Genomic DNA, 26,965 nt, shown 5'->3' with positions numbered 1-26,965 from the left:
TCTATAAAATATTTAGTTAATTTGATGGATGTTTTAGGAGCAGAGTAGTGTTCTACATAGAAACATACAAAAAAAGACCTTTCAAAAGTTCAATTGAACTCTCGAAAGGTCTATTATTTTACAAATATTTTCATTTCACAAACCGATAGTTGTTATTTCCAATTCGTATGGAAAGAACCTTCAATATCAGTGCGCTCATATGTATGCGCTCCGAAATAATCACGTTGTGCTTGTAATAGATTCGCACTAGAATCACCTGTACGATAACTATCATAGTAAGTTAATGCAGCACTTAATCCTGGAGACGACAAACCAGAGATCATGCTTTCTGCTACGACTTTTCTCATTCCTAGCTGATACTCCTTCGTTTTTTCAACAAAGGTTGGAGCAATCAATAAATTAGCGATTTTTTCTTGTGCTTCATACGCTTCACTAATAGTGTTTAAGAACTCCGCTCGAATAATACAGCCTCCACGGAAAATAAGCGCGATATCTTGTAACGGCAAATTCCATCCATTAAGTTCAGAAGTAATTTTATATTGAGTAAACCCTTGAGCATATGCACAAATTTTACCCATGTATAATCCTTGGCGGACATACTCAATCCACAACTCACGATCTAAGTCCTCAAGTTGAGCCTCTGGTCCTGCAAGTATTGTTGATGCATGAACTCGCTCGTCTTTAACAGAAGAAATGTTACGAGCAAATAACGATTCGGTAATAATAGATACGGGGATTCCATTATCGATTGCTTGAATGCTTGTCCATTTACCTGTCCCGTTTTGACCCGTTTTATCAAGAATTACGTCAACAAGTGGTTGGCCTGTTTTGTCATCCATTTTTCTTAAAATGTCCGCAGTGATTTCAATTAAATAACTTTTCAGTTCCCCTTGATTCCAAGTTTCAAAGATATCAGCAATTTCATGTAACGGCAGATGAAGTCTGTTTCTTAAAAAAGTATAGGCTTCAGCAATAAGTTGCATATCGGCATATTCAATTCCGTTATGCACCATTTTCACAAAATGACCTGCTCCTTTAGGACCCATGTATGCACAGCAAGGGGTTCCCTCAACTTGAGCAGCAATCTTCGTGAAAATAGGTGCCACTTTGTCATATACTTCTTTTTCTCCACCGATCATGATGGAAGGACCTTTCAAAGCTCCTTCTTCTCCACCAGAAACACCGATACCTAAATAATCGATTCCTTGCGCTTTTAATTCTTCAAATCGACGGGCAGTGTCTTGATAATTTGAATTCCCACCGTCCATGATAATATCGCCTGACTCAAGATAAGGAACGAGTGATTGAATAACTGCATCTACCACTGGACCTGCTGTGACCATGACAAAGATTTTTCGTGGTGATGGTAAAGACTGCACAAATTCTTCAAGTGTATAGTAAGGATACATTTCTTCGTATTCATTTTTTTGCATAAGTAAGTCAGTTAAATCTCTCGTGTAATTATAGACCGAAACTTTTTCACCTTTACTCGCCATGTTTAAAGCAATACTACTACCCATGACACCTAAACCCATAACACCAATTGTATTACTCATATTAGTTCAAACTCCTTTTTATACGAATAAACTTAATAATAGAATAAACCCTAATCCAGATATGGAAATAATCGTTTCAAGTAATGTCCATGTTGCAAATGTTTCTTTCATCGTTAAACCGAAAAACTCTTTAAACATCCAGAAGCCTGCATCATTTACATGTGAAGCAATTAAACTTCCTGCTCCTGTTGCCAGTACGACTAAGGCTAGGTTAACATCTGTTGCACCTAACAAAGGTATAACCAAACCAGCTGTAGTTAATGCAGCAACTGTAGCCGAACCTAAAGCGATACGTAATATAGCGGCGATCGTCCAAGCAAGTAGGATAGGTGATAGTGTCGTGCCGCTGAATAATTCGGCAACGTAGTCACCAACTCCACCATCAATTAGTACTTGTTTGAAAGCCCCACCACCACCGATAATCAGTAGCATCATTCCAATACTCGCTATTGCTTTCGAACATGTATTCATAACTGTTTTCATTGGAATATTTCTAGCTAGACCCATTGTATATATAGCAAGCAGTAAAGATAACAACATAGCAGTTGAAGCATTACCTACAAAACGAACAACTTCGAAAAAAACATTATCATTTAAAGCATTTGTTTTTTGAATCATTGTAATAATTGTCGCTATCGCCATTAAAATAACTGGGAACATAGCTGTAAATACACTGATACCAAAACCAGGTGTATCTTCAATTTTAAACGTTTTTTGTTCACCTAAAGATGCAATGTCTCCTGTACGAGTGAATGAATCAGGTACAAGTTTTTTAGCAAGTTTCGTAAACAAAGGACCCGCTATGATAACAGTTGGAATAGCAATAATAAATCCGTAAAGTAATACTTCCCCAATATTAGCCCCGTACTCTCCAGCTATTACTGTAGGACCCGGGTGAGGTGGTAAGAAACCATGTGTCACTGACAGTGCAGCAGCCATTGGAATTCCTAAGTATAGTATAGAAACTCGTAATTGTTTTGAAATCGAAAATACAATCGGAATTAATAATACTAATCCTACTTCAAAGAATAACGCTACTCCGATAATAAATGAAGCAACTACAACTGCCCATTGAATATTTTTTTCTCCGAACTTATCGATTAGAGTCATCGCAATACGTTGCGCGCCCCCTGAATCTGCAATTAAACTACCTAGCATTGCACCAAGACCAAAGATTAAAGCTAAATGGCCAAGTGTTCCACCTAATCCAGCTTCAATTGAACCTACAATACTATCTAGTGGCATACCTAAACCTAAAGCGACACAGAAAGCGACAATAATTAAAGAAACAAACGTGTTTAATTTGAACCCCATGATTAAAACAAGTAACGCGACAATTCCAATCGCAACAATAACTAACGGCATGACAATTCCCCCAATACTTTATTTTTTATTTATTAATCTTCTTTGATAATTTGCGATACTCGAATATTCTTTTTCCAATACTCTCGATAAATTAATAAATATCGGCAATAACTCACGGTATTCTTGTACATCAGATTCGATAGGTGTGTGTTTGAATGTGCTACCAATCATCTCAGAAACCACATCAAATGAATCGACTTTTCCAGTAGCATATAATCCTAAAATACAAGCACCTAGACATGAACTTTCATAACTTTCTGGAACAACCACTTCCAGATCAAAAATATCTGCCATCATTTGGCGCCACACATCCGACCGTGCGAAGCCGCCTGTAGCTTGAATACGAACAACAGGTTCATCCATCACTTCTAGTAAGGCTAAAAATACGGTGTATAAATTGTAAATAACACCTTCCAAAGCAGCACGAATCATGTGTTCTTTCTTATGAGACATCGTCAAACCAAAGAATGAACCTCGTACGTCAGGATTCCATAATGGTGCACGTTCACCGGCTAGGTAAGGATGGAATAACAACCCATCAGCCCCTGGTCGAACACGTTCAGCAATCTTGGTTAACACTTCATATGGGTCAATGCCCAGTCTCTTGGCTGTCTCTACTTCTGAAGATGCAAATTCATCTCGAATCCAGCGGAGAACCATCCCACCATTGTTGACTGGCCCGCCAATAACCCAATGTTTCTCAGTCAATGCATAACAGAAGATCCGACCTTTTTCGTCCGTTTGAGGACGGCCAATAATCGTCCGGATAGCGCCACTCGTTCCAATGGTTACCGCTACTTCACCTTTGCCAATGGCATTCACACCGATATTCGAAAGCACTCCGTCACTAGCACCTATAACAAATGCCGTTTCAGTATTTATGCCAAGCTTACGTGCAATGTCCGGGTTGCAATTAGTGAAAACTTCAGTGGTCGGCACAAGCTCAGATAGCTGTTCAGGTGTTACACCTGCAATTTGCAATGCTTCTTCATCCCAGTCCAAATTTTTGAGATTCATCATACCCATTGCTGAAGCCAAAGAATGATCCACAACATATCGGTCAAAGAACTTTTTGAATATGAATTCTTTAATGCCAATATATTTCTTTGCTTTGGTAGCTATTTCAGGTCGATCGTTCACTATCCAAGTAATTTTGCTTAACGGCGACATGGGATGAATAGGTGTCCCCGTCCGTTTGTACACTTCATGACCATTTAACTCGTCTTTAATTTTCCGAGTCCAAGCTTCACTTCGATTATCCGCCCAAGTAATACACTGCGTTAGAGGTTGATCATGTTCATCTATCACAATCACGCTATGCATCGCACTACTAAATGCTATAAACAATAACTTTTCCGGGGATATATGAGAATGTGCCATTATATTTTTAATGGCTAGTAAGACAGCCTGATAGATTTCTTCCGGATTCTGTTCTGCCGTCGAAATATCTGGTGTATGAAGGGGGTAACCAATATTCTCTTGTTGAATAATTTCACCTTTTTCGGTAAATAGAACAGCTTTCGTACTCGTCGTTCCTATATCTACGCCTAACATATAGTTCGTCATTTTATCGCTCCCTTTCTGTCGTGAGCATTTGTTGCGACATCCAAAGGTCTTCTACTGTCCCTTGCACGTCTTCAAAGTTTTGCTGTAAAGCTTGAATCATAATCTCTCTATCCTTTGTTTCAATCGCTTTAATATAAATCTCATGATTTTTCAAGATACGTAAAAAATCATCCAACTTTTCCTCTAAACGCACCCGCATCGATAACAGAATCAAACTCTCCATCACTGGTTTTGTGTTATTCCAAATCAGCAAGATATAGGAATGATTTATCGAACGAATAATTGTTTCGTGAAACAACACATCTTGATAGGAAAACTCATCTGCATCTTTATATTTAATGGCGACTTCCATCATTTCGCGTATTTTACTTAGTTCTCTCACTAACTCACTCGTATCTATTTTCAAAATCCGTTCATATACAAACGTTTCTATAAGTAAGCGAACATCATAAATTTCCTTAATGTCTTGATCGGATAAACCAACAACAACTGCGCCCATTCTCTCTAAACGAATAATGTTTTCAGATGCCAATATCTTAAGCGCTTCCCTAATTGGGGATCGGCTAACTTCAAAATCTGCTGCTAATTTATTCTCTGATAATACGCTGCCTTGTTGAATTACGCCTGAAATGATCCGAAGTCTCAGCTCACATGCTAAACGAACTCCGGTGGAAGCGTTTGCATTCCATTTAGAAGGATACATAAATTCACTTGATTTAGACATGATCTCACTTCCTCAATTAACATTCTGCATACTTGTATACAAGTATGATAGTCCACATAAACGAAATTGTAAACGCTTTAATCTTTTTGCCCATAAGAAAAGACGGCTCAAATACAATTTTAGCCGTCTACCTTATTTTGACTATTAAGCCACAGGAAATTCTATTGTAAAAGATGTCCATTTGCCAACTTCACTTTGAACAGTAATTTGACCATGCATGCTCTTAATTAGGCTGAACGATACCATCATTCCAAGTCCGGTTCCATGGTCCTTCATTGTGAAATAAGGCTCACCTAAACGATTGATTTGTTGTTGAGTCATACCCTTGCCTTCATCGCGTATTTCGATACGAACCACAGGATAGTCAACAACAGTGTTGATTTCCAATTTCCCGCCTTCGGGCATCGATTCAATTCCATTTTTCACGATATTGATTAAGGATTGTTCGAGTTTTCTTCGATCGCTCAAAATAAAGGTATTATCACTCTCATCCAGATTGGTGAAAATCTGCACATCTTGCATATTTGCCAATGGCGTCAGTACTTTTACGACCCTTTGGACTTCTTCGAAAATGAAGACTTTTTCCACTTTCCCTGGTGCGGGTTTCGCAAACGTTAAATAATCATTGACGATATCCGATGCCCGGTCGAGCTCTTTAATTGCTGTTCCCAAGTATTGTTTAATCTCAGGTGATTTTTCGCCTTCATAAGAAAGTTGCAAAAAACCTTTGCACGTAGTCAAGGGATTTCTCACTTCATGGGATATGCTTGCAGCGAGATGACTAACCACTTCCAACTTCTCTGCTTTCATAAGCTTCTCCAACAAATCTGAGTTCATTCGAATCACTTCAATCAAAAGAGTTGCCAAAAGAGACCCCACAGTAGCGATGGCAAAAAATTCAATCCACATTTCAGCATTCAAATTCACATTGAAAATCACGGTTGCAGTTACAAACGTGATTTGCGTCGATAATAAGACCAATAAACTACTCACCCATAACTTGTTCCCTAATGACATTTTCGAATAAAAGCTGGATACATAGCTCACGATAATCGCCATGATGGTGAAAGTGATAACAGCTATATAAAACCCTACATTTTCTCCCCACAGGAAAAAACGGATGACAAGAATAGATGACAGGAGAATGAGGGCAGTTTTTCGTCCGCCATACAAAATGCCAATGACGAATGGAATTCTCCGCAAGTCCCAGAATAGCCCCTCCCCTACCGAAAAAGGAAACAGCATACAAAGGATGATTGATACAAGACAAAGAATCGTGAAAATGGTATCTTTCAACTTATCGATACTATATACAAACTTCAGCGAATAAAACATTTGCAGTAAAAATAAAGGAAGAAGGATGAATAGAAAATTTATAAGCAAATCTTTTGTGATTAGTTCCATTCAGCACCCTACCTTTTTTACTCTTTTGATAAAAAGACAAAAATATTTAACAATATATAATTGAAAATTCTAACTTTTATATTCGCGACTTTTAATATTATTGTAACCAAATTTCCACTTCTTACTTTAATTTCAGAAAATATTAATAAGGACCTATACTAGGACAGTAAAAAATAAACACCAGAATCCGAAGATTTTGGTGTTTAGATGTCCTATTCTATTCAATCGAGAACACTTCTTGTTCTAATAATTCTTCTGGTCTTTCACCAATTGGATCTTGATGGAAGTACTCACGAATTACCCCATCTTTTAGGTAATTCGCAATTGATACCATGATCATCCCTTGGTCAAGTGCGAGATATGCTTTTGCGACTTCCCCAGTCACGACGTTAACAGAGTCATAAAAACCATACTTGCCATATAAGTCGAACTCTTTTAATGCTTTTATGTTTTTCTGAACTTCTCGTGGTGCATAATCTAGAGCTAAAAATGTAGCATGTGCAGTCACGGTTGCTCCATCTTTATAGCCAGATGTCCCAAGTGGAGTAGCAGCAAATTCACTATATCCGTCAGGTGTAGCAGAAGGCGAGAAGCCCCAAGCTTTATACCCTCTTTCCTTTGCATAAGCAATCTGAACATCAACATGACGTTGATTGTTTAATCCTAATGCTTTTGTGCCAAGGTCTTTTTCCTTTAATACGATACCTGGCATAAGACCTTCAAACATACTCCCGCCCCAGCTCGGAACATACTTAATTCCGCTATATTCATAGTGTCCTTCAAATACAGAAATACCATCATATTGTGTGGGATATCCGTTTGGAATTTGTGCTTGCCAATCCCACTCTTGCGGCAGAGTTCTGTACATCTTCCACCAATGTTCTTTGGGCACATCTCCTTTACCTATCGAAATATAACTTCCTACACGTGGCTCTGTGTAAAACATTCCATAATGATGATCAGTTAGTTTTCCTGCTGCAACATCATAACCACCTCGGAACTGACCAACCTCTGCATCATATAGTGTTGAATAATCCATATTTTCAACGAGTTTACTAGTTTGTCCATTCAATTCTTTATACGCTTGTCCGACAACAATTAATCCTGCTGAAAGCCAACCATTATCAACTTGGGAAATAAATTGTCCCCAGTCTTTTTTAAGTGATCCATCTTTCGTGTAGTACCAGTTATAATAAAGACCGTTCCATTTATCTAGCTTTTCTAACGTATTTATCGATATGTGAAGGCGTTTAACAGCATCCTTTCTTGTAATAATTCCCATCTGCTCCGCTGATACTGTACTCATCATATACATCGCAATATTCGTTGGAGATGTATGAGTTGCTTCTGTCTTTCCTTCATCAGTAAAACGAACCTCATCGTAAGTCATTCCTGTATTTGGGTCTGTATGGTCCTGAAAATATTTATATGTCTTCTTTGCAATCGCTTTCAATTCTGCTTGTAAAGCAACCTCTTTTCCAACATCACTTGCAGAAGCACTCGGCGTAAGTACTAAGTTGGTAAAAAAACTAAATACGATAAGAAAACTTACAAACTTCACTTTATTCATGATTTTCTCCTCTCAAACTTAAGTATTGGATTATTTGTCGAAACGTTTCAACAACAGTTTAACATGAAAGAAGAAGGGAATTTAAGTTTATTTCTTAATATTCTGCTAATTAGTTAATTATTCACATTGCTCTTTAGGTACAAATGCTTGTGATTAAGTTTGAAATGGAATCACATTGATCCAAAGAAATTTCATTCTATCAAATCTCCTAGTTAAGAATGGGAACAGGCCAAATTCGACTTTGGACATAGGAACCTGTGTCTTTCTCTAGAGGAATGGTGTCTTTCTCCAAGCGAATGGATGAAAACGTTACGCGAGTGGATGAAAATCCAAGTTTAATGGACGAAATGCTCAAATGAGTGGATGGAAACCCAAGTTGAACAGATGAAAACCTAAAGTGAATGGATGAAAAATAATCCCAATGTTCGAAGGTTTAATATTTTCAAAAGGCATGTTGTTTATCGTACAATTGCGCTCGCCGCTCGTTTCCCATAAGCCAACAAGTATGTAAACCACATACTTTGTGGGTCTCATTCTTGGGCCCACAGGAAGTGGGTCATGAAGGTGTTGCCACAGGACGTGGCGTTTTTAACCTTCGTTCCTTGGCATGTTCGGCGCAAATGTACTCTTTTGTTTGCTCTTCAATATCAACAGCATTCTTTAACACAGGCTTTCAAAAAAGACTCTAAAAGCCCGAAGTTGGGCTAATAGAGTCCTTACACGTTACTATGAAATTCAAAACAACTATTCTGCACTACCTGTCTTAAATATTGTAGAAACAAGCTCTGCTACATAAGCACTGCCACCGTTATCTTCTACACTTTCGATCATCATCGCTAGTATAAAGGTAGGATTTTCGGAGTTATAAGTAACAAAAAATCCATTCTCCTTACCTCTATCTTCTCCGGCTGCTTTTAATTCAGCTGTACCGGTCTTTCCTGCTAGTGGAATGGACGGAAGATTGGCAGCTGGGGCAAAGCCATCTACGACAACATTACGTAAACTCTTTCGTAGAATCGCCGCATTTTCTGGACTGACAAGTCCCTCTTTCCACACTTGGCTCTTTTCATCTTCCATTAACAACGTCGGCTTGTACATTACACCGTCCGTTATAAAGACTTCATACATCGAAGTAAGATGTAAAATATTCGTCAACATCTCCCCTTGTCCGAACGATGTATCCGCAAGTTGTCCTTGAGAATCAATTTTGCCGTCATTTGAAATTTGCGAATCCTTCACGTTATAAAAGAAAGGAGTTTCTTCTCCAAAACTAAAGCCTCTTAGCCCCTCAACGAATGTCTTACTTCCCATATCAAGCGCTTCCTGAGCAAAATAAATATTGTCAGAATAGACAAGTGCTTTATTCAAATCAATCGGATTCGGTGCCTCAGCATGGACACGCGTCACTTTGTAATTAACCCAGTTATCCTTTGCCCATGTCTCTCCATTAATTGTTAACCCTTCCGTTGGGTCGAGGGTTCCCGCTTCCATTCCAATCGCTGCCGTCATTGGCTTCAATGTTGAACCTGGTGCATACGAATGTTCAAACCGCGTCAACAGTGGATTCAAAGGATTTTCCTGCAATTTCTTATAACTATCTCCACTCATACCAAGCATCAATTTGCTCGGATCAAATCCTGGAGAACTAACAAGCGCAAGCGTTTCACCAGTTTTCGGGTCAACAGCAGCACTTGTTCCCGCTTCACCCTTCATAGCTTGATACGTTTTTTTTTGCAACTCTGCATCAATCGTCAACGAAACCGTTTCCCCATCTATAGCAGGTTTCTCAGCAACCGTAATCGTCTCAGCACCTTTTTCAGACGGCTTGATATAAATACGTGTTCCGCTCGTACCACGAAGTCTATCTTCCAATAACCGCTCCATGCCTTGACGACCGATAAAGTCAGTTTCTGTATATCCTTTGTCTTTTAGCTTCTCTAATTGTTCTCCTGTAATAGTTCCTATATAACCCGATAAATGAGACAATGCTTCTCCATACGGATACTCACGCATCGATGTTTTCTGGTACGTTACTCCCGGGATTTCAATCGCCTGTTTTAACAATGCGGTTTCTTTCTTAGCTACTTTTTCAATCGGTACAAAAACATCTGGCCTTACCCATTTCTGATTTAACTGACGATCAATATACTCAACGGATGTACCTAACAGCTCTGCCAGCTTCGTCTTACTTGCTTCATCAGTGAATTTTTCTGGCACGACGCCTATTTCTTCCCCTTCACCATTTTTCGCAATGGGCATCCCATTTCGGTCCAGAATCTCTCCACGTGCCGGCTTGCTAGTAGAAATTCCTATCGTATCCTTCTCTCCAAGTTCAGGAAAAATGAACGATGTATCCCACTTCACATACCAATTTTCTTCCTTATCACGCGATTCATTCACCAACGTGATTGTTTTCTCAAATTCCACTGGACCTGCAGCTGTATCCATGGACACTTTTATCGGAAAATCTGCTGGTTTCTCTGTATCCCATTTCGTATCCTTAGCTGACTTGTTATAAGTTACTTTGACGTTTTTAATGCCTAAATCCTTATGTAGACCTTCTTGTCTCTCTACAAAATTTCCGGTCCCAAACACTTCTTTCGTCCCTTTGTTTAAGTAGTCTTTGTACATGGTTGCAAAATCACCTTTATTCCAGTGATCTACATATTCCGCCAAACGCTCCTCTGGCGTTGCTTTCTCCTGACAACCCGTTAAGAGAATGACAAGCAGAAGAGACAAAACGCCAATTAATCCTTTTTTCATTTTATAACCTCCTTTTCATTCCTTACTCCATATGTGTCAGATAGTCTGCTCAAAAAGTTCTCCATTTTGGCATTCAATAATCATAACCGGAAAAATGATTTATATAACGACCATTCAAAGCCATGTATCTTCTGGGATAGATTAGGAAACACAGTTATATTTCTCCATCTATAGTAACATATTTCCATTTAAATTTATTTGAATCATCTGATCTTAGGATTCACCACGTGTTTGATTGCAAACAAATAGCCACCTCCATAATGAGAGGTGACTACTTCTGTTTAATGTGCCACGGGGAATTCAATCGAAAAGGATGTCCAATTGCCAATTTCGCTATCCACATTGATTTGTCCACCCATGCCTTTGATAATACTGTAGGACACCATCATTCCAAGTCCCGTTCCATCTTCCTTCGTCGTGAAATAAGGTTCACCCAATCGATTAATTTGATGTTGAGTCATCCCTTTGCCTTCGTCACGAATCTCAACACGGACCAATGGGTACTGATAGTCGATTTTAATTTCCAACCGCCCTCCATTACCCATCGACTCTATCCCATTTTTCACAATATTGATTAACGACTGTTCGAGTTTTTTTCGATCTCCTAAAATATATGCTTGATCTCTTTTTTCAATATTAACGAGCATTTGAACATTATTCATATTTGCTAAGGGCGTGAGAATATTCACTACATTTCGAACTTCTTGGTAAATCGAAATTTGCTCAATTTTCTCCGGTGCAGGTCTCGCAAAAGTTAAATAATCATTAATGATGTCCGATGCCCTGTCCAGTTCTTGTATCGCTGTAGCAAGGTATTGTTTTATGTAGGGAGAAGGCTCTTCCTGTTGGGAAAGTTGCAAGAATCCTTTGCACGTAGTAAGTGGATTTCTCACTTCATGGGAAATACTTGCAGCAAGATGGCTTACAACTTCCAGTTTCTCTGCTTTCATCAGCTTTTTTAACATGTCCGAGTTTATTCGAATTACTTCAATAAGAAGCGTTGCCATTAGAATCGCCAGAATATTAATCACGAAGTATTCAGACCACATGTTTGCAGGAAAACCTTCATTACCTAAATTTATCGAAGCAAAAAATGCGATTTGAGTGTATAAGATAACCAATAAACCACTCATAAAAATCTTTTGCCCTAACGGCATCTTTAAATAATATTTAGACAAAAGACTTAAAATAATTGCCATGATGCTGCAAGTAATAACAGAAATATAAAAACCGGGATCTCCTCCTATAAAAAAACGTGTCACAAGAAGGAATGTAAATAATATTACTCCGTTTTTGGGACCTCCGTATAAAATCCCAATAATAAATGGAATTCTGCGTAAATCCCAATTAAGACCGTCTCCCATCGAAAATGGAAAAAGCATACAAAGGCCGATTGAAACCATGAATAGAATCGTGAACAAAATATTTTTCAACTTATCGATTCGATACACGAACTTCAGCGAGTAAAACATTTGTAATAAAAATAAGGGAAAAAGGATAAACAAAAAATTGATAAGTAAGTCTTTCGTGATAAGCTCCATTTTGACACCAAGCCTTTTATATGATCATTCTAGTTGCATCGCAAATATAATATTTGAATATTCCAACTTAATACTACCTATTTTTTCCTATATATACAAGACCGTTTTCATATTTTAAAAGCTAGTCTACAATTTAATTTTAACCATTGTATTTTCCCATTAAGAAAACCAGTGCCTTGGATACTAGTTTATTGCGGAAATCAAGTCAATTGATACCACTATTAAAAGCAATACGATGTTCAAAAGCTTGTTGTAAAGTTCGGGTAACAAGACCAGGTTTACCGTTCCCTATTAACGTATGATCGATTTGAATAACCGGACATATTTCAAGCGCGGTACTAGTGACAAAAACTTCGTCCGTTTCAAGTAGTTCGTTAACGGTAAACGCTTCTTCAACGACTCTGAAACCATTCTCTCTTGCCATTTGAAGTACTCCGATTCTAGTAATCCCGTTCAAAATCAGATTATTTATTGGATGAGTGTAGATGACATTTCTTTCTACAATATACACATTGGTTGAACTTCCTTCTGATACAGTCGAGCCACGATGCATGATCGCTTCTTCACATCCATGCTTTTTTGCCAGTTGTTTCGCTAGAACATTTGGCAGTAGGTTTAAACTTTTAATATCGCATCTCTTCCAGCGAATATCCTCAGTAAGAATAGCATGAATTCCGTACTTAGTTTTTTCCACTGGACGCTCCGCATGTTGAACATATGCAACCAGCACAGAAGAAACGCTTCCTGGGAAATGGTGAACTCTTTGAGCTACGCCACGTGTAATCTGAACATAAATATATCCATTCAACAAACCATTTTTTTCAGCAAGCTGCTTTAAATTCCGTGCGATATCCTCCAATGGATATGGCAGTGCCAATTCGATTTTTAATGAGCTAAGTTTTAGACGTTGCACATGTCCTTCCATTTCAAAACAGACACCGTCATAAACACGAATGAGCTCGTATACTCCATCCCCAAACTGATAACCGCGATCTTCAATATCCACAATCGCATCATCCCGTTCCATAAAATCTCTATTTAGTAAAATCATTCTCTTTCCTCCCTTTTCAAGTTAGTAAAGACACATATAAAACACCCCAAATCTTGAATCGATGTGAGGTGTCATGACCATCCCTTACAAAACATTGCTTAAAAATTCCTGTGTTCTTTCTTTTAAAGGGTATTCAAATATCTCTTTTGGCGTCCCCCGTTCAACAATGTAACCGTCATGCATATAGATGACCTCATCAGCGACTTCCCGAGCAAATCCCATTTCATGAGTCACGACAACCATCGTCATTCCCTCTTTGGCTAGCTGCTTCATGGTTAACAGGACCTCTCCAACTAACTCTGGATCGAGAGCGGACGTTGGCTCATCAAACAGCATGACTTCTGGCTTCATTGCTAATGCGCGGGCGATTGCTACTCGCTGCTTTTGACCACCCGAAAGCTTTGAGGGATACACATCACTTTTGTCACTGAGTCCTACTTTTACAAGCAACTCCTTACCTTCTTTAATTGCTTGCTCCTTCGGCATCTTTTTCACTTTTAACAAGGCTTCAATTACATTACCGAGCACGGTTTTATGTGGAAATAGATTAAAATGTTGGAACACCATTCCCACGCGTTCACGCACTTTGTTTAAGTCATGAGTCTTCGCTTCAATTTTTTCTCCATCGAGCATTATCGTTCCGCTTTCTTTAATTTCAAGAAAATTAAGGCAGCGTAACAACGTACTTTTCCCTGAACCGCTTGCACCAATTAACACAACTACTTCACTTTCACATACTGTCATATCAAAATCCTTTAATACATGGAGATCCCCAAAATACTTATTGAGTTTTTCTACTATGATTATTTTGTTTTGTTCGACCATGGTTAGCCCCCTAATCACTCACGGACAGTTTGTTCTCTAAGATTCTGACGAACACCGTAAGTACATATACAATTACCAGATAGTAGACCGCTACTACCAATAAATAGGTCATAAAATCAAAATTGGTTGATCCCTCCAGATTCGCCACACCAAACAACTCTTGCATGCCAATAAATGAAGCAAGTGACGAGTCTTTCAACGTAATAATGAATTGATTTCCAAGTGAAGGAATGGAGCGTCTAAATGCTTGCGGCAAAATAATTCTTCTCATGGTTAACGAAGCAGTCATTCCTAAAGATCGACCAGCTTCCTGCTGACCTTTATCTATTGAACTAACTGAACCTCGGATAATTTCAGACAAGTAGCCTCCAACATGAACAGCAAGACCAATCGTCACTGCCCAAAAAGTTGGAATCAAAATAATTTTCGTTAAGCCATAGAACAAAACAAAAATTTGCACGATAAGAGGAGTACCTCGAACAATCCAAACATAGAAGTCTGAAATCCACACAAGTATTTTAATGTTAGTGATTTTTAAAAAACCAAAAAACATTCCTAAAACAAGTGCAATCAAAAATGCGCAAACTGTAACAGCTAAAGTCCAATACATTCCTACGATAAATAAGTCAAAACTTGTGATAAACGTTTCAAAAAAATGATGGATTGAGTTCAAGCGTTTCACTCCCTACAGTAGAAAGATGGCCATGACTTAATTTGAGGAAAGTCCTATTCAACTACATCTTCTGGTGGTTGGGTCACATCAAAACCAATCCATTTAATAGAAAGTTCTTTTAATTTTCCATTCGCTTTCAACTCATCCATAGCTTCATTGATTGCTTTGAGCAATTTCTCATTGTCTTTTGCCATCGGTATCGCTTGTTCAGTTTTGCTGAATTGTTGTTGCGCCTCAAGCTTCAACCCATTAGCTATCGCTTGTTGTCCAGATATCGCATCCGTGATTCCAGCATCGCCATGTCCTTCAGCAACAGCCTGCAACGCCCGAAGGTCGTCATCATAAAAATCGAATTTATTCGTATACGCTTGAGCTTCAACATAATAATTTGAGCTTCTATTCAAGGCTACTGTTGCACCATTTAAATCATCTACGGTCTTGATACTGCTGTCTGGTGCTGAAAAAATCATGGAACCAGAGTAGTAATAAGGCTGAGTGAAACTCACTTGTTTTTTGCGTTCATCTGTAATGGTATGGCTATTAATCGCAATGTCGTAACGACCAGTTTGGATTCCTGTAATCATTCCGCTAAAATCGGCTTTTTCAAACTTCGGTTCTAAACCTAGTATTTTCGCAATTTCAGTCCCAACATCGATGTCGTAACCTACCATTTTACCGTCTTCCATGTCGGTGAAAGGCACAAATCCCCCTGAAGAAACAATTGTTAATTTTCCAGGATTCACAAGATTATATTCTGCACCTGCCCCAGTGTTCGCGTCTCTTGAACTATTATTTGCCCACCAAGCAGCCACTGCAACTAATACAACAGCGATTGATATTAATCCAATTATCCATTTTGTCTTCATAAAATTACCTCCTTTTACTTCTTTTGTTTTGGTGAATACTTGTCCATTTTCAAACGGTGATTTTACTTTTTCGAATTACGTCTGCTTGTCTCTTCTCTTCTAAAAGTCCAAAATATCTCTTATAGTGGCGTTCTTTTCAACCAAACTATTAATATAAGATTTACAACAGTATCATCTTCTCGCTAAATAATATGGGTTTAACACCCCTATTATTCCTGAAGTTGATTCTCTATCGAAAATAAACCACAAATTGATAAGGATTTTGAAATCCGAAATCATTTTGTGGTATTAATCGCTATTGTCATTCAAAAAAGAGAGTAAAAGTTCAACTTGTCCTAAATAAAAATGCCCTGCCCACTCGCAAGTTGCGAATGAACAGAGCATTTTCCTACTAATGATATTTATTTCTTTGTTAGTAAATAGATAAAATATGGTGCACCGATCAATGCCACCATTACCCCTGCAGGAAGACCATTCGGTTCTACGATATTACGTCCGATTGTGTCCGCAATAAGTAAAAGCCATCCACCAATCAGCAAACAAAGGGGTAAAAATAACTGGTGGCGTGGGCCAATTAGTGTACGAGCAATATGCGGTGCCATCAATCCGATAAATGAAATACCACCTGTCACTGAAACAGCTGAAGCAGCTAATGCAACTGCAGCTAGTGTCAGAACAATACGTTCTTTTTGTACCGACAGGCCAACGCCAATTGCTACCGGTTCACCTAACCCAAGAATGTTCAATCGATTCGCTTTCATCAAAGCAAATGGCACGAGCACAAGCAACCAAGGCAAGATTGCTAAGACAAACGGCCAATCCGTTCCCCAGATATCACCAGCAAGCCAGCGTGCAATGAAATCCACTTTGACACGATCCGCGGATGATATCATCACAATCATGACACCCGATAAAGCCATTGACATACCTACACCCACTAATACTAGTCGCACTGGTTGCATGCCAGTCGTTCGACTGTAAGAAAAAACATAAATAATGACTGCCGTCAGTAATGCGCCAAGGAAGGCAACAAATGGCAACATGTAAATGAATGAACCCGCCTCTGCAGGAAAGTACAAAAAGAATATCGCGACTGCAACTCCTGCGCCCGAATTAATACCAATAATTCCGGGATCAGCTAATTCATTGCGTGTGATCCCTTGTAACAAGGCGCCTGACAATGCAAGGGCCATTCCTGCTAAAAGCGTAATGACAATACGTGGCAAACGCACTGAAAATAGCACAAACTCTTCTTTAAATTCTCCTTGTCCAAGCAAGGTCGGAATAATGCGACTGTAAGAAACCGATGAGTACCCTAGGCCAAGGCCTACCCCAGCAGTTGCAATAATCAATAAAGAAAAGACGACGAGCAGTAAGCGTTGCTTTCGAATAATGGAGGCATCAATCATGAGAAGCTTTGCCCTCCTTTACGCACAATGTATAAGAAGAACGGCAAGCCCATAATGGCAACTACAGCCGCAACAGGAGTTTCATATGGAGCATTAATGGTCCGTGCTAACGTATCTGCTAGCAACATAAATGCAGCACCTAAGAAAGCTGACATCGGCAGTACATGGCGATAATCTGTGCCCACAATAGCCCTCACAATATGTGGAATCATCAGACCGAAAAAGGCAAGATTTCCAACAAGGGCAACAGATGCACCCGTTAATACAATGACAAGGACAAACAAAATCGATTTGATTAATCGAACACGTTGTCCGAGACCAACCGCCATTTCTTCACTTAGCGACAAGATGGTTAGTTGCCGTGAGCACATCAATGAAATGATAATCCCTACCAAAACAATAGGCGCAATTAACAGTACTTGATTCCAAGTAGTGCCAATCATGCCTCCTGCAGTCCACATTGAAACTTGCTGAGAAATTTTAAAATAGATACCGATTCCTTCTGCAATGGCATATAGAAAAGCTGAAATGGTAGCGCCTGCAAGAACGATTCGTAGAGTTGTGAATCCTTCTGGATGAAATGAACTGAAGCCAAATACGAGAATAGCACCTACTGCAGCCCCCACAAAACACGTCAGCATGACACCAAAATAATTAACTGACGGCCAAAAAGCGACGGTAATAGCTAGTGCTGCATTTGCTCCAGCAGTCAAACCCAGTAGCCCAGGATCGGCAAGTGGATTTCGAGTCATGCCCTGAATAATGGCACCTGAAACGGCAAGAGCCGCGCCTACAAGGGCAGCGGCTACTTCTCGCGGAAAACGTATTTCCCGCAACATGATGGCTTGGTCATTCGGTGCAGTTGATAGTAAGGCAGATAACACATCTTTTACACTCGTATCGGCTGCTCCGAAAGCTAAAGCCATACCGAAAAGTACCATCATCAGAATCACGCTCATTCCAAGTTTAATTGAATAAGGAATGCGTTGAATCCGATAATTTAACATGCTTTAGTTCCCCAAGAAAGATTCCTTAAAGAATTCCAATTGATAATCAAGTGTCAATGGATCATTGAAATAGAATTCCATCGCATCCACTGTAAACAATTGGTCGTTTTTCACTGCAGGGATATTTTTAAATGTTTCAGTTTCTTCAAATGAATTGTCTGCATCTTTATGCTTGCTGAAAATTAAATAGTCACCAGTATATTCAGGTAGTACTTCTGCTGACAAAGCATAATAACCATCTTTAAGTGCCATTTCTTTCACTTTCTCTGGCATGCCTAGACCCATTTCTTGATAAAGAATTTCTGTACCACGACCCCAGTTATCGCCGAATACATATAGTTGCTTATCAAAACTTTCAATTACAGTAACTGTTGCATCTTCGCCTATTTCAACTTTGATGTCGTCCCCTACTTGTTTTGTGCGAGTTTCAAAGTCGTCCACCCAAGCTTGTGCTTCTTTTTCTTTATTAAGTAATTTCCCGATTTCTACGTGTTGTGTTAAATAGTCAACTGCACCATACGTAAATGTAACAGTCGGCGCAATTTCTTTCAGTTTATCAACATTTTTGATATTAGACAGACCAACTATCAAATCCGGATCTAGTTCAATGATTTTTTCAAGATTTTCATCCGTTACTTCTTCTACACCTTCAAGTTTTTCTTCAAAACGAGGATTCATTTTCGACCAAGAGTCAACTCCTACTAGAGGAACATCTAGTGCCATGACGTTACCGGCAAATGAAGATAATACTAATACTCGTTGCGGATCAGCTGGTACTTCAATTGGTCCGTTTTCAGATTCATATGTAATCGTTGTTGGTTCTGAACTTTTTTCTTTCTTGCTACTAGATGTACCTTCTTCTTTATTGCTCCCGCATGCTGCTAGAACAAACATCACAAGTAGCGATATTAATAATAATGATAATTTTTTCATTTTGGTCAATCTCCTCTTACTAAATTATAGGTAATGCAAATCGGTTTTCCTGTACGTGGATCTTCACCAATTTCAGCATCAATTTGAAACAACTCGCGTAATACTGGTTTTGTGATAATTTCTTCACTTGGTCCAGACTTCACGATTTTTCCAAACTTCATGCCGATAATATAATCAGCAAAACGAGCTGCGTGGTTTAAATCATGTAGAACCATCACAATTGTGCGTTTTTCCGTGGCATTCAAATGCTGAAGTAATTCTAATATTTCGAGCTGATGCGCCATGTCGAGATAAGTTGTCGGCTCGTCCAAGAAAATCATATCTGTTTCCTGTGCAAGGGCTAAGGCAATCCATACACGTTGACGCTGTCCACCCGAGAGGGAATCTACCGGATGTGACTTGAAGAATTTAGTTCCTGTCACATCAAGTGCCCAGTCAATTATTTCTAAATCTCTTTTGGTTAATCGACCAAACCGATTTTGATGTGGAAACCGTCCGTAAGAAACTAGTTCGCCAACAGTTAGCGCACCTGCGCTTTCAGGAGTTTGAGGCAGTACGGCAATTTTCTTTGCAAGACCTTTTGTTGGTTCTTTAACAATACTTTCACCGTCAAGAACAATAGAGCCGTTTTGATGTGGAATAATACGAGTTAAAGCTTTCAACAAAGTTGATTTGCCACAACCATTAGGTCCAATAATGACCGTTATTTTTTCATCTGGAATGGAAACAGACAGGTTTTCAACAATTGTTCGATCACCATATCGGATTTGCAATTCCTTTGCTTGAAGCCGAACCATTTGCTACCTCCTCTCTATTTTTAATTCTATTTTTAAGTGATAACGATTCTCAATTTCATTTACAATGTAACTATAATAGGGTAAGCTAAAACTGTCAAGATTATCGGAATTAGTAGTAATATTCAGATTTTAAAGCCGGTTGGGGAAGGATTGAAGAATGAATGAATCATTCAGAACTGTATGATGTAACGATTATTGGCGGAGGCCCTGCAGGCTTATATGCCAGTTTTTATAGTGGGCTACGGGGATTAAAAACGAAAATTATTGAGTTCCAACCTCAACTTGGTGGTAAAATTCACGTCTATCCCGAGAAAATGATTTGGGATGTTGGTGGACACCCTCCACTTCCGGGTGCCATGCTAATCGATAAACTGGTTGAACAAGGACTGACCTTCCAACCAACCGTCGTGCTAAATACGAAAGTGGAAGCAATTCACCAGGGCGACGATCAAATTTTCGAATTGGTCACTGATTCGTATGAGCATCATTTTTCTAAAACGATTATCGTGGCAATCGGCAGCGGTATTCTTACCCCTCAAAAACTTCAAATTGAAGGCGCGGATCGATTTGAAGTAAGCAACTTGAATTACACCATTAAATCCTTAATGCACTTTAAAGATAAAACCGTTGTGATTTCTGGTGGCGGAAATTCAGCAATTGACTGGGCCAACGAACTCTCACCTATTGCCAAACAAGTGATTGTGATTTACAGAAAAGGCGATTTCACTGGACATGAAGCACAGGTCACCAAGCTTTTTGAAAGCAATGCCATCTGCATGTTCCACTCGTCGATTTCTAAATTGATTGCTTCTGGGGATAATTCAAAAATTGAGACTGTTGAAGTGACACACGCTACGACTGGTGAAATCCAGTACTTGTCAGTGGATGAGATTGTGATTAACCACGGATACGAACGTGATATCGCTTTGCTTGAAAACAGCCCTGTACAATTGGAATTATCGGATGGTTCCTTTATCGCAGGTAGCATTAATAGTGAAGCTTCGATTCAAGGTATTTTTGCAGCAGGCGATATCCTTAAGCATGATGCCAAACTGAATTTGATTGCAGGCACTTTCCAAGATGCTGCAAATGCTGTGAATAAAGCAAAGCAATTCATAGAACCATCTGCTGACAGTTTTGCAATGGTGTCCTCTCACAACGACGTTTTCAAGAAACGCAATAAAGAAATCGTGAAGCAAATGGTCAAAGAAACCATAGCAACTCATTGAAGAAATCTTTCTATATACACCAATACAAAAAAGGGGACTGAAACATTTCAGCCCCCTTTTTCTATTTTCTGTCCACCTAGATGACTACCTTTATCTTACTGAAGCTAAACATTTCGGATTTTGTACAACCTGTAGAGCTCTTCCGTCAACCTGGAGCGACACTTCGTCAACCTGGAGCCGCACTCCGTCAACCTGCAGCACCACTCCGTCAACCTGGAGAAACATACATACGTCCATGAATTTGCTAACAGAACAAAAAAGAAGCGTTGCTTTAAAAAGAACTTTGGACACTTTATTAACGTCAATGGTTGAAGGAATCGGCATGCCTAGAAGCAACATTTTTGGCAAATCCCCACCTCCTGATAACGTGCTTTTTTTGTTATTACAATCTACAATTTTTTATTGTCATATCTTGTCGAGCATTATCAAAACATAATATTTTGTGGAATATTTTAAGAAATTTCAAGAAAAATAGCCTATTTTTATTTCCTGTAAAATCGTACATTGTAATCTATTATTTTTTTTTCAAAATTAATACAATTAAATTACATCTAGAAGCGGCTTAAACAATAATTTGAGGAGGGAGAACGTGGAAAACTTTGTACGCTTAATCCCATACGAATTAGTAGAGCAGCTAGAAATGGTAAATGAAATACCCAAAGGGGTCGAGATTATACAAGCCCCTGAAATTTGGTCGGAAACAAAAGGAAAAGGAATTACCGTCGCGGTTTTGGATACAGGCTGTGATACCGATCATCCTGATTTAGTGGATCGTATCATTGGAGGATACAATTTCACAAAGGATGATGGAGGAGATTCTTTAAAATTCGAAGATTATAATGGTCATGGGACACATGTAGCGGGAACTATTGCCGGAAATTTAAATAATAGTGGTGTAGTAGGGGTCGCACCAGAGGCAAACTTATTAATTTTGAAGGTACTTGGAAAAAATGGTTCAGGGCAATATGACTGGATTATTAACGCTATCCGCTACGCTATTGAGCAAAAAGTAGACATAATCTCGATGTCTCTTGGCGGTCCGACTGATAAACAAGAACTTCATGATGCAATCATTGAAGCGGTAGATCAAAAAATTCTTGTTGTATGTGCAGCTGGCAATGATGGCGATGGGAAAGATTCAACTGATGAATTTGGGTATCCGGGATGCTACAACGAAGTAATTAGCGTAGGCGCCGTTAATCTAGAGCGGAAGTCCTCCGGATTTACCAACTCGAATAATCAAGTGGATTTAGTTGCACCTGGAGAGAAAGTGATTTCATGCTATCTCAATGGAACTTATGCCACATTAAGTGGAACATCTATGGCAACTCCACATGTTTCAGGGGCATTGGCATTATTAAAAATACTATCTAATACTGCCTTTGAAAGAGAATTAACCGTTCCTGAGTTGTATTCCCAACTCATAAAAAGAACAGTGCCACTTGGGAACTCACCAAATATTGAAGGTAACGGTCTGATTTATTTAACCCTTTTGGATTATGTGAAAAAAGTGTTCGATCAACCAACTGTACGAGCATTGATAAGTATATAGAGAAAAAACAGATGCCAGTACGTTCTTATAAGGCATCTGTTTTTTCATATATTTGACTATCAAAGCAAAAGAGGTTCTATTCATTTTGTTCCCTTCCTACCTTCCCTATTCGCATCTATTTTTTATATGTTAGAAAGCATTTTTTAGAACCAATTTATTGATAAAAAAAATTTTTTAAAATTGTCCTCTAGACGTTGTGAAATATTTCAATCGTTCTTCTTTAATAAATAACACCAAAAAAAAGAAGGAGTGGATATTTTATGAATGGATTAGATGTACCTGTATGGACAGCCATTGTAGGGAATTTTGGATTTCCGATTGCGATTACTATTTATCTATTTTATCGCTTCGAGAAAAAAATCGAAAAATTAGAAGTTATTATATTTGAGCTAAATGAAGTTATAAAAGACGGATACCACAAAATGAGTTAAAGAGTTGGAGATTCGTACCCAAGTAAGATTATATCTTTTTTTTACCGCTTAACCGAACTAACGTTCTTTAAGAGGGGGTTGCAATATGGGAGATGTATACAGTAGTTCCAGTATCAATCAAAGTGTTGAAAACTATCTAACTAAATTCGAAAAACATCTTCAAAATCCTGTAATAAAATCATTTTTAGATATACAGGAAAATATGGATTTATTAGTAGATGTAATCAACAATCCAACGAACGTATCAAAGAAAAAACTAGATGATACGTTCAGAGAATATTACTTCAAAATCCGTTTTACTAACTATTTGTCTAAAGCTATATACTTTAATGCAATAAATTTTGATAAGAAAGTAAACTTGTTTTTAGATAGGAATAAGTCAATTTTAGATTCCCAGCTAAAAGAAGGTGATAATTTAACATTAATTGACTATTTAGTTTCAAAAGAATGGCAAGAAGGACAAGAAGTGTGGATCGATTCCTCCAATATTGCGGATCATTTAACAAGTTATTCCTTATATAAAGCAATTCATCTATTAACAGAAAATCAGCGTCAACTTCTAAATTTAGCTTATATTTATGATTTAAATGATTCTGAAATTGCTATTTATCTAAATAAATCCCAACAAGCAGTTTCGAGAAGTCATAAAAAAGCATTAAAAAAACTAAGAGAAATAATTGAAAACGGATAGAGAAAGAAGGGGTAGAAATGAGTGAAAGCTTGTATACTCTCGTAAAGCAATCTAAAACGGATAACAACTCACTCGAAATCGTTATTGACTTATTTTCACCAAAAATCGATCGATCTTTGCAGCAAACTAAATTGCAATACAGAGAAGATTTATCTCAAGAATTAAAAATGAAATTATTGGATTGCATCAGAAATTATGAGGTTGAGAACACGCCCGGATATTTTCAAATGTTAGATATCCTTGAAGAACAAGGAATTCAATATTACCAGGGTGGATAAGCATTTATCCGACACGGTGACATAGCCAAGTTGCAAGGAAAAGGTGAAGACAGCCTTTGTCCTAAGTTCGACTCCGAGTGTCACCTTCTTACGAAATGTAGATTATCAAACTAAACCGAATGATACATTTCGCAACAAATCTTGTCCCTATTCCATAGTATTAGGAGTCAAATTATCATTCCGTTTATTCGTGATAACGCATACGTTCGTCATTTCCCCGATGTAAATTTATTAATGATCAAGGTTCTGTGAGTCTAACAACCACCGCCAATGTCCCTTCTTGAATAACAACATTACTTCAACTAGACTCGAAACCTACTGTAAGTAGTTAAGTGGACGGATGTGCGAACAAAGTAACTCCACATCCGTTTGTTCATGATTAAATTAGATTTGTTATACTCTACTCTACTCCACTCCACTCCAATAACTCCACTAAGGGCTCATTCATCTCTTAATGAATCTTTCAATTCTAAATGGAGAGATGTCAAGTTCGCATTTCCCTTCGGTAATCAAATCACTCAATATTTGTCCCACCACACTGCTGAATTTAAAGCCATGTCCCGAAAAACCAGCTGCAATGGCAACATGTGAATAGTTCGGATGCAAGTCGATGATAAAATCTTTATCCGGAGTCAATGTGTACATGCATGGTTCACCATATTTAAACTGTCCGTGTTGTGGCATGTATTGCTGCAGAAAGTTAAGTAAATCTCCTTTATCATCTTCACCAAAAGTTCTTCTTGGATCGTCCGGGCTTATTGTCTCTCCACCATCATGTCTACCTACTTTTAAACCAACGCTATCAATACTAGGGAACCCATAATAAAATCCTTGTGGTGTCTCAAAACTAAAGGCAGGATAATCCTGTTGACCGTAAAGCATATCATCAGCTTCAAACCAAGCAAAGGTCTTTCTAACAGGTGCAAGAGGAAGTTCTAAATCTACCATAGAAAGGAGATTCCCTGCCCAAGCACCAGCTGAAATGACTAAAGAATTTCCTGTAAACGTATGTTCATCCGTCTTAATTGTTACACTATCATCATGAATCTCAATATCTTTCACTCTACTATTCATTACAATCGTAGCTCCATGCAACTCAGCTAATTCCCTATATGCTTCAATACATTCTCCACATTTCAACACGCCCGAAGTAGACTCAAAACAACCCATCATATCGGTCGGTAAAGACATCCCAGGCCATTTCTGATTCACTTCAGCAGAATCCATCACTTCTACTGGTAAAGCGAACTTCTCAGCACTAGACAAAACACTCTTGATGAACTCCGATTCTGCCACACCGACATTAAGCACGCCTGTTTGAAGGAAAATGTCCCTATCCGTCTCTTTCGCTAAATCATCCCATAACTCTTTAGCCTTCAACGCTAAAGGGACATACTCTTCCCCTTCACCATAGGCATATCGAATAATTCTCGTATCGCCATGATGACTCCCTTTGTCATGAGGTGGGTTAAAGGAATCTACTAATAACGTTCGCTTCCCACTCTTCGCTAAAAAATACCCTGCTACCATGCCCATCGAACCTGCACCCACGATAATCACATCATAATGCATTTTGTCTAACCTCCAGATCCAATCAGTTTTATGTTGTAGTGCTCTTTGATTTTGAATTTAATACTGCTACGAATCAGATCATTTTTATTATTTCCGTATTGCACCATGAGGTAAGATGGCATGGACACCTTTCACACCATTTACCACTTGAGTAATTCGCAGGTCTACAGAAACGCTTGCTAGAGCTGTCACCTCTACCTTTTGAATTCCGTAAAACTTTTGCATCAACCATTTCGTCGAGTGCCATAGCTGCAACCTCATTTAAATCCTCATAAATCCAAAAGTAATCCAACCTGCTGGTGTATTTGCTCTTGGCATAGTTAGCTTCATATCATCTCTAACACGCAATGTGATATCCACTACATCCATCGGATATTCAATAGCAGTTCCAGAACTTTCGCCATCCCCTTGCAATACATGACCGTCACAAATGGAAAATAAAGCTCCCTCCACCGAAATTGGCAAGAAGAGACTACCCCCTCTCACCAATTCTTTACAGTCAATATTTCCTCCACAATAGCGAGGTGGAGAAGTGGAATGAGTACCAGATTCAACTGGTGCAACCACCCATTCCCCCCATAAATGGAGATAAACCTACATGAAATGTCTGATTTCCTATTATTCCACTACCTGTCATAGTGGTTGCGTCTAGCTCCCCGTTTACCTGTAACCTCTCCGAATCTATCAGTCCTAGTTTTTCGTTTTGCCAGCTTGGAATTCCACCCGCCCAATTTCGCCCATACCGTACAGGTATCACTTCATTTACTCTTACTTCTAACACCATTCCCGGTTTTGCCTTTCGAATTGAAATAGGTCCAATTATCGGATGTCCAGGCTTCTCTTCCTTCTCCCTTGAATCAAAGATACTTCTTACTCATGCTTAGAGCTTGAATATCCCCATTGAATATCAAGGGTTTTTAATTGAATCGAATCTCCTGAATCAATGGTTAAGATAGATTCATATCCATTATTAAAAGAACCATGGAAGTTTTTCGTTTCAAGTTCTAGTTTATGTATCATAAATACCCACTCCTTCAGGAAATCGCCTTAATTAATGCCATGAACAAGTTACTGAGTGCGTACTTCCTATCATCATAGTATCAAATTAGTAGTTTTATTTTCATCTCGGGGTATTGTCACTAATTATCTGTCACTTGTTATG

At 38.6% G+C, this 26,965-nt stretch carries 27 protein-coding genes; 5 read left to right on the top strand and 22 right to left on the bottom strand.

Features of this window, described 5'->3' with window-relative positions:
* Positions 1–152: 152 nt before the first annotated feature.
* The 16 genes from gnd to AC1DOS_RS03470 all read right to left on the bottom strand — a co-directional run bounded on the left by gnd (position 153) and on the right by AC1DOS_RS03470 (position 20,050).
* Positions 153–1,556, bottom strand: coding sequence for a decarboxylating NADP(+)-dependent phosphogluconate dehydrogenase (gene gnd / locus AC1DOS_RS03545; RefSeq protein ID WP_477536425.1), 1,404 nt, complete (start codon positions 1,554–1,556; stop codon positions 153–155).
* Positions 1,557–1,574: 18 nt separating this feature from the next.
* The gene (locus AC1DOS_RS03540; protein WP_477536424.1) at positions 1,575–2,921 is read right to left on the bottom strand and encodes a GntP family permease; all 1,347 of its coding nucleotides are present in this window, start codon (positions 2,919–2,921) and stop codon (positions 1,575–1,577) included.
* 18 nt (positions 2,922–2,939) lie between these two features.
* Complete coding sequence (gene gntK / locus AC1DOS_RS03535; RefSeq protein ID WP_477536423.1) at positions 2,940–4,487, bottom strand: gluconokinase; 1,548 nt, start codon at positions 4,485–4,487, stop codon at positions 2,940–2,942.
* A gap of 1 nt (position 4,488) precedes the next feature.
* On the bottom strand, positions 4,489–5,211 hold the full coding sequence (locus AC1DOS_RS03530) for a GntR family transcriptional regulator (RefSeq protein ID WP_477536422.1): 723 nt from the start codon (positions 5,209–5,211) through the stop codon (positions 4,489–4,491).
* A 144-nt stretch (positions 5,212–5,355) separates the two neighbouring features.
* Positions 5,356–6,615 (bottom strand): ATP-binding protein, encoded by a 1,260-nt coding sequence (locus tag AC1DOS_RS03525; protein ID WP_477536421.1) that lies wholly within the window; start codon positions 6,613–6,615, stop codon positions 5,356–5,358.
* A gap of 217 nt (positions 6,616–6,832) precedes the next feature.
* The gene (locus AC1DOS_RS03520) at positions 6,833–8,185 is read right to left on the bottom strand and encodes a glucoamylase family protein (protein WP_477536420.1); all 1,353 of its coding nucleotides are present in this window, start codon (positions 8,183–8,185) and stop codon (positions 6,833–6,835) included.
* A gap of 744 nt (positions 8,186–8,929) precedes the next feature.
* On the bottom strand, positions 8,930–10,948 hold the full coding sequence (locus AC1DOS_RS03515) for a penicillin-binding transpeptidase domain-containing protein (protein ID WP_477536419.1): 2,019 nt from the start codon (positions 10,946–10,948) through the stop codon (positions 8,930–8,932).
* Positions 10,949–11,229: 281 nt separating this feature from the next.
* Positions 11,230–12,420, bottom strand: a complete 1,191-nt coding sequence (locus tag AC1DOS_RS03510) for an ATP-binding protein (RefSeq protein WP_477536436.1) — start codon at positions 12,418–12,420, stop codon at positions 11,230–11,232.
* Between the two features lie 274 nt (positions 12,421–12,694).
* Positions 12,695–13,540: a D-amino-acid transaminase gene (gene dat, locus AC1DOS_RS03505; RefSeq protein ID WP_477536418.1), complete on the bottom strand. Its 846-nt coding sequence runs from the start codon at positions 13,538–13,540 to the stop codon at positions 12,695–12,697.
* Between the two features lie 84 nt (positions 13,541–13,624).
* Complete coding sequence (locus AC1DOS_RS03500; RefSeq protein WP_477536417.1) at positions 13,625–14,365, bottom strand: amino acid ABC transporter ATP-binding protein; 741 nt, start codon at positions 14,363–14,365, stop codon at positions 13,625–13,627.
* Positions 14,366–14,375: 10 nt separating this feature from the next.
* Complete coding sequence (locus tag AC1DOS_RS03495) at positions 14,376–15,038, bottom strand: amino acid ABC transporter permease (RefSeq protein ID WP_108586482.1); 663 nt, start codon at positions 15,036–15,038, stop codon at positions 14,376–14,378.
* Positions 15,039–15,091: 53 nt separating this feature from the next.
* A complete protein-coding gene (locus AC1DOS_RS03490; RefSeq protein WP_477536416.1) occupies positions 15,092–15,904 on the bottom strand; it encodes a transporter substrate-binding domain-containing protein in 813 nt (270 codons plus the stop codon).
* Positions 15,905–16,305: 401 nt separating this feature from the next.
* A complete protein-coding gene (locus AC1DOS_RS03485) occupies positions 16,306–17,313 on the bottom strand; it encodes a FecCD family ABC transporter permease (protein ID WP_477536415.1) in 1,008 nt (335 codons plus the stop codon).
* Positions 17,310–18,320: a FecCD family ABC transporter permease gene (locus tag AC1DOS_RS03480; protein WP_108586485.1), complete on the bottom strand. Its 1,011-nt coding sequence runs from the start codon at positions 18,318–18,320 to the stop codon at positions 17,310–17,312. The genes AC1DOS_RS03485 and AC1DOS_RS03480 overlap by 4 nt, the downstream gene beginning before the upstream one ends.
* A 3-nt stretch (positions 18,321–18,323) precedes the next feature.
* Positions 18,324–19,253: an iron-hydroxamate ABC transporter substrate-binding protein gene (locus AC1DOS_RS03475; protein WP_477536414.1), complete on the bottom strand. Its 930-nt coding sequence runs from the start codon at positions 19,251–19,253 to the stop codon at positions 18,324–18,326.
* Positions 19,254–19,258: 5 nt separating this feature from the next.
* Positions 19,259–20,050: an ABC transporter ATP-binding protein gene (locus AC1DOS_RS03470; protein WP_108586487.1), complete on the bottom strand. Its 792-nt coding sequence runs from the start codon at positions 20,048–20,050 to the stop codon at positions 19,259–19,261.
* A 161-nt stretch (positions 20,051–20,211) separates the two neighbouring features.
* Here AC1DOS_RS03470 and AC1DOS_RS03465 point away from each other — a divergent pair, with 161 nt between their 5' ends.
* Entirely contained in the window at positions 20,212–21,279 is a 1,068-nt protein-coding gene (locus AC1DOS_RS03465; protein ID WP_477536413.1) for an NAD(P)/FAD-dependent oxidoreductase, read from the top strand.
* Between the two features lie 90 nt (positions 21,280–21,369).
* Here the strand turns inward: AC1DOS_RS03465 and AC1DOS_RS03460 are convergent, their stop codons facing one another.
* Entirely contained in the window at positions 21,370–21,627 is a 258-nt protein-coding gene (locus AC1DOS_RS03460; RefSeq protein WP_477536412.1) for a hypothetical protein, read from the bottom strand.
* A gap of 241 nt (positions 21,628–21,868) precedes the next feature.
* Here AC1DOS_RS03460 and AC1DOS_RS03455 point away from each other — a divergent pair, with 241 nt between their 5' ends.
* The 4 genes from AC1DOS_RS03455 to AC1DOS_RS03440 all read left to right on the top strand — a co-directional run bounded on the left by AC1DOS_RS03455 (position 21,869) and on the right by AC1DOS_RS03440 (position 24,231).
* Positions 21,869–22,831 (top strand): S8 family peptidase, encoded by a 963-nt coding sequence (locus AC1DOS_RS03455; protein WP_108586490.1) that lies wholly within the window; start codon positions 21,869–21,871, stop codon positions 22,829–22,831.
* 260 nt (positions 22,832–23,091) lie between these two features.
* Complete coding sequence (locus tag AC1DOS_RS03450; protein WP_108586491.1) at positions 23,092–23,262, top strand: YvrJ family protein; 171 nt, start codon at positions 23,092–23,094, stop codon at positions 23,260–23,262.
* A gap of 85 nt (positions 23,263–23,347) precedes the next feature.
* The gene (locus AC1DOS_RS03445; protein ID WP_108586492.1) at positions 23,348–23,953 is read left to right on the top strand and encodes a sigma factor-like helix-turn-helix DNA-binding protein; all 606 of its coding nucleotides are present in this window, start codon (positions 23,348–23,350) and stop codon (positions 23,951–23,953) included.
* Between the two features lie 17 nt (positions 23,954–23,970).
* A complete protein-coding gene (locus AC1DOS_RS03440; RefSeq protein ID WP_108586493.1) occupies positions 23,971–24,231 on the top strand; it encodes a helix-turn-helix domain-containing protein in 261 nt (86 codons plus the stop codon).
* A 444-nt stretch (positions 24,232–24,675) separates the two neighbouring features.
* On the opposite strand, the gene solA is transcribed toward AC1DOS_RS03440, so the two are convergent.
* From solA to AC1DOS_RS03415, 5 genes are all read right to left on the bottom strand, one after another.
* Entirely contained in the window at positions 24,676–25,803 is a 1,128-nt protein-coding gene (gene solA, locus AC1DOS_RS03435; protein ID WP_477536411.1) for an N-methyl-L-tryptophan oxidase, read from the bottom strand.
* Between the two features lie 87 nt (positions 25,804–25,890).
* Positions 25,891–26,064, bottom strand: coding sequence for a hypothetical protein (locus tag AC1DOS_RS03430; protein ID WP_477536410.1), 174 nt, complete (start codon positions 26,062–26,064; stop codon positions 25,891–25,893).
* Positions 26,065–26,370, bottom strand: coding sequence for an acetamidase/formamidase family protein (locus AC1DOS_RS03425; RefSeq protein WP_477536409.1), 306 nt, complete (start codon positions 26,368–26,370; stop codon positions 26,065–26,067).
* Positions 26,354–26,560 carry a hypothetical protein gene (locus tag AC1DOS_RS03420; protein ID WP_477536408.1) on the bottom strand — a complete coding sequence of 69 codons (207 nt, stop codon included), beginning with the start codon at positions 26,558–26,560 and terminating at the stop codon, positions 26,354–26,356. The genes AC1DOS_RS03425 and AC1DOS_RS03420 overlap by 17 nt, the downstream gene beginning before the upstream one ends.
* Positions 26,561–26,673: 113 nt before the next feature.
* Positions 26,674–26,823, bottom strand: coding sequence for a hypothetical protein (locus AC1DOS_RS03415; RefSeq protein WP_477536407.1), 150 nt, complete (start codon positions 26,821–26,823; stop codon positions 26,674–26,676).
* Positions 26,824–26,965: the final 142 nt, after the last annotated feature.

This window comes from Paenisporosarcina sp. P5_A11 (genome assembly GCF_056400705.1).
Note: the sequence above shows the minus strand (reverse complement) of the source record. Positions and strands in the feature narration are given on the sequence as shown.

What these genes read in the sequence shown, in the direction of transcription:
- gnd (WP_477536425.1), bottom strand. Translation starts at nt 1,556, where the DNA reads ATGAGTAATACAATTGGTGTTATGGGTTTAGGTGTCATGGGTAGTAGT.
- AC1DOS_RS03540 (WP_477536424.1), bottom strand. Translation starts at nt 2,921, where the DNA reads ATGCCGTTAGTTATTGTTGCGATTGGAATTGTCGCGTTACTTGTTTTA.
- gntK (WP_477536423.1), bottom strand. Translation starts at nt 4,487, where the DNA reads ATGACGAACTATATGTTAGGCGTAGATATAGGAACGACGAGTACGAAA.
- AC1DOS_RS03530 (WP_477536422.1), bottom strand. Translation starts at nt 5,211, where the DNA reads ATGTCTAAATCAAGTGAATTTATGTATCCTTCTAAATGGAATGCAAAC.
- AC1DOS_RS03525 (WP_477536421.1), bottom strand. Translation starts at nt 6,615, where the DNA reads ATGGAACTAATCACAAAAGATTTGCTTATAAATTTTCTATTCATCCTT.
- AC1DOS_RS03520 (WP_477536420.1), bottom strand. Translation starts at nt 8,185, where the DNA reads ATGAATAAAGTGAAGTTTGTAAGTTTTCTTATCGTATTTAGTTTTTTT.
- AC1DOS_RS03515 (WP_477536419.1), bottom strand. Translation starts at nt 10,948, where the DNA reads ATGAAAAAAGGATTAATTGGCGTTTTGTCTCTTCTGCTTGTCATTCTC.
- AC1DOS_RS03510 (WP_477536436.1), bottom strand. Translation starts at nt 12,420, where the DNA reads ATGTTTTACTCGCTGAAGTTCGTGTATCGAATCGATAAGTTGAAAAAT.
- dat (WP_477536418.1), bottom strand. Translation starts at nt 13,540, where the DNA reads ATGATTTTACTAAATAGAGATTTTATGGAACGGGATGATGCGATTGTG.
- AC1DOS_RS03500 (WP_477536417.1), bottom strand. Translation starts at nt 14,365, where the DNA reads ATGGTCGAACAAAACAAAATAATCATAGTAGAAAAACTCAATAAGTAT.
- AC1DOS_RS03490 (WP_477536416.1), bottom strand. Translation starts at nt 15,904, where the DNA reads ATGAAGACAAAATGGATAATTGGATTAATATCAATCGCTGTTGTATTA.
- AC1DOS_RS03485 (WP_477536415.1), bottom strand. Translation starts at nt 17,313, where the DNA reads ATGATTGATGCCTCCATTATTCGAAAGCAACGCTTACTGCTCGTCGTC.
- AC1DOS_RS03480 (WP_108586485.1), bottom strand. Translation starts at nt 18,320, where the DNA reads ATGTTAAATTATCGGATTCAACGCATTCCTTATTCAATTAAACTTGGA.
- AC1DOS_RS03475 (WP_477536414.1), bottom strand. Translation starts at nt 19,253, where the DNA reads ATGAAAAAATTATCATTATTATTAATATCGCTACTTGTGATGTTTGTT.
- AC1DOS_RS03470 (WP_108586487.1), bottom strand. Translation starts at nt 20,050, where the DNA reads ATGGTTCGGCTTCAAGCAAAGGAATTGCAAATCCGATATGGTGATCGA.
- AC1DOS_RS03465 (WP_477536413.1), top strand. Translation starts at nt 20,212, where the DNA reads ATGAATCATTCAGAACTGTATGATGTAACGATTATTGGCGGAGGCCCT.
- AC1DOS_RS03450 (WP_108586491.1), top strand. Translation starts at nt 23,092, where the DNA reads ATGAATGGATTAGATGTACCTGTATGGACAGCCATTGTAGGGAATTTT.
- AC1DOS_RS03445 (WP_108586492.1), top strand. Translation starts at nt 23,348, where the DNA reads ATGGGAGATGTATACAGTAGTTCCAGTATCAATCAAAGTGTTGAAAAC.
- AC1DOS_RS03440 (WP_108586493.1), top strand. Translation starts at nt 23,971, where the DNA reads ATGAGTGAAAGCTTGTATACTCTCGTAAAGCAATCTAAAACGGATAAC.
- solA (WP_477536411.1), bottom strand. Translation starts at nt 25,803, where the DNA reads ATGCATTATGATGTGATTATCGTGGGTGCAGGTTCGATGGGCATGGTA.
- AC1DOS_RS03430 (WP_477536410.1), bottom strand. Translation starts at nt 26,064, where the DNA reads ATGAGGTTGCAGCTATGGCACTCGACGAAATGGTTGATGCAAAAGTTT.
- AC1DOS_RS03415 (WP_477536407.1), bottom strand. Translation starts at nt 26,823, where the DNA reads ATGATACATAAACTAGAACTTGAAACGAAAAACTTCCATGGTTCTTTT.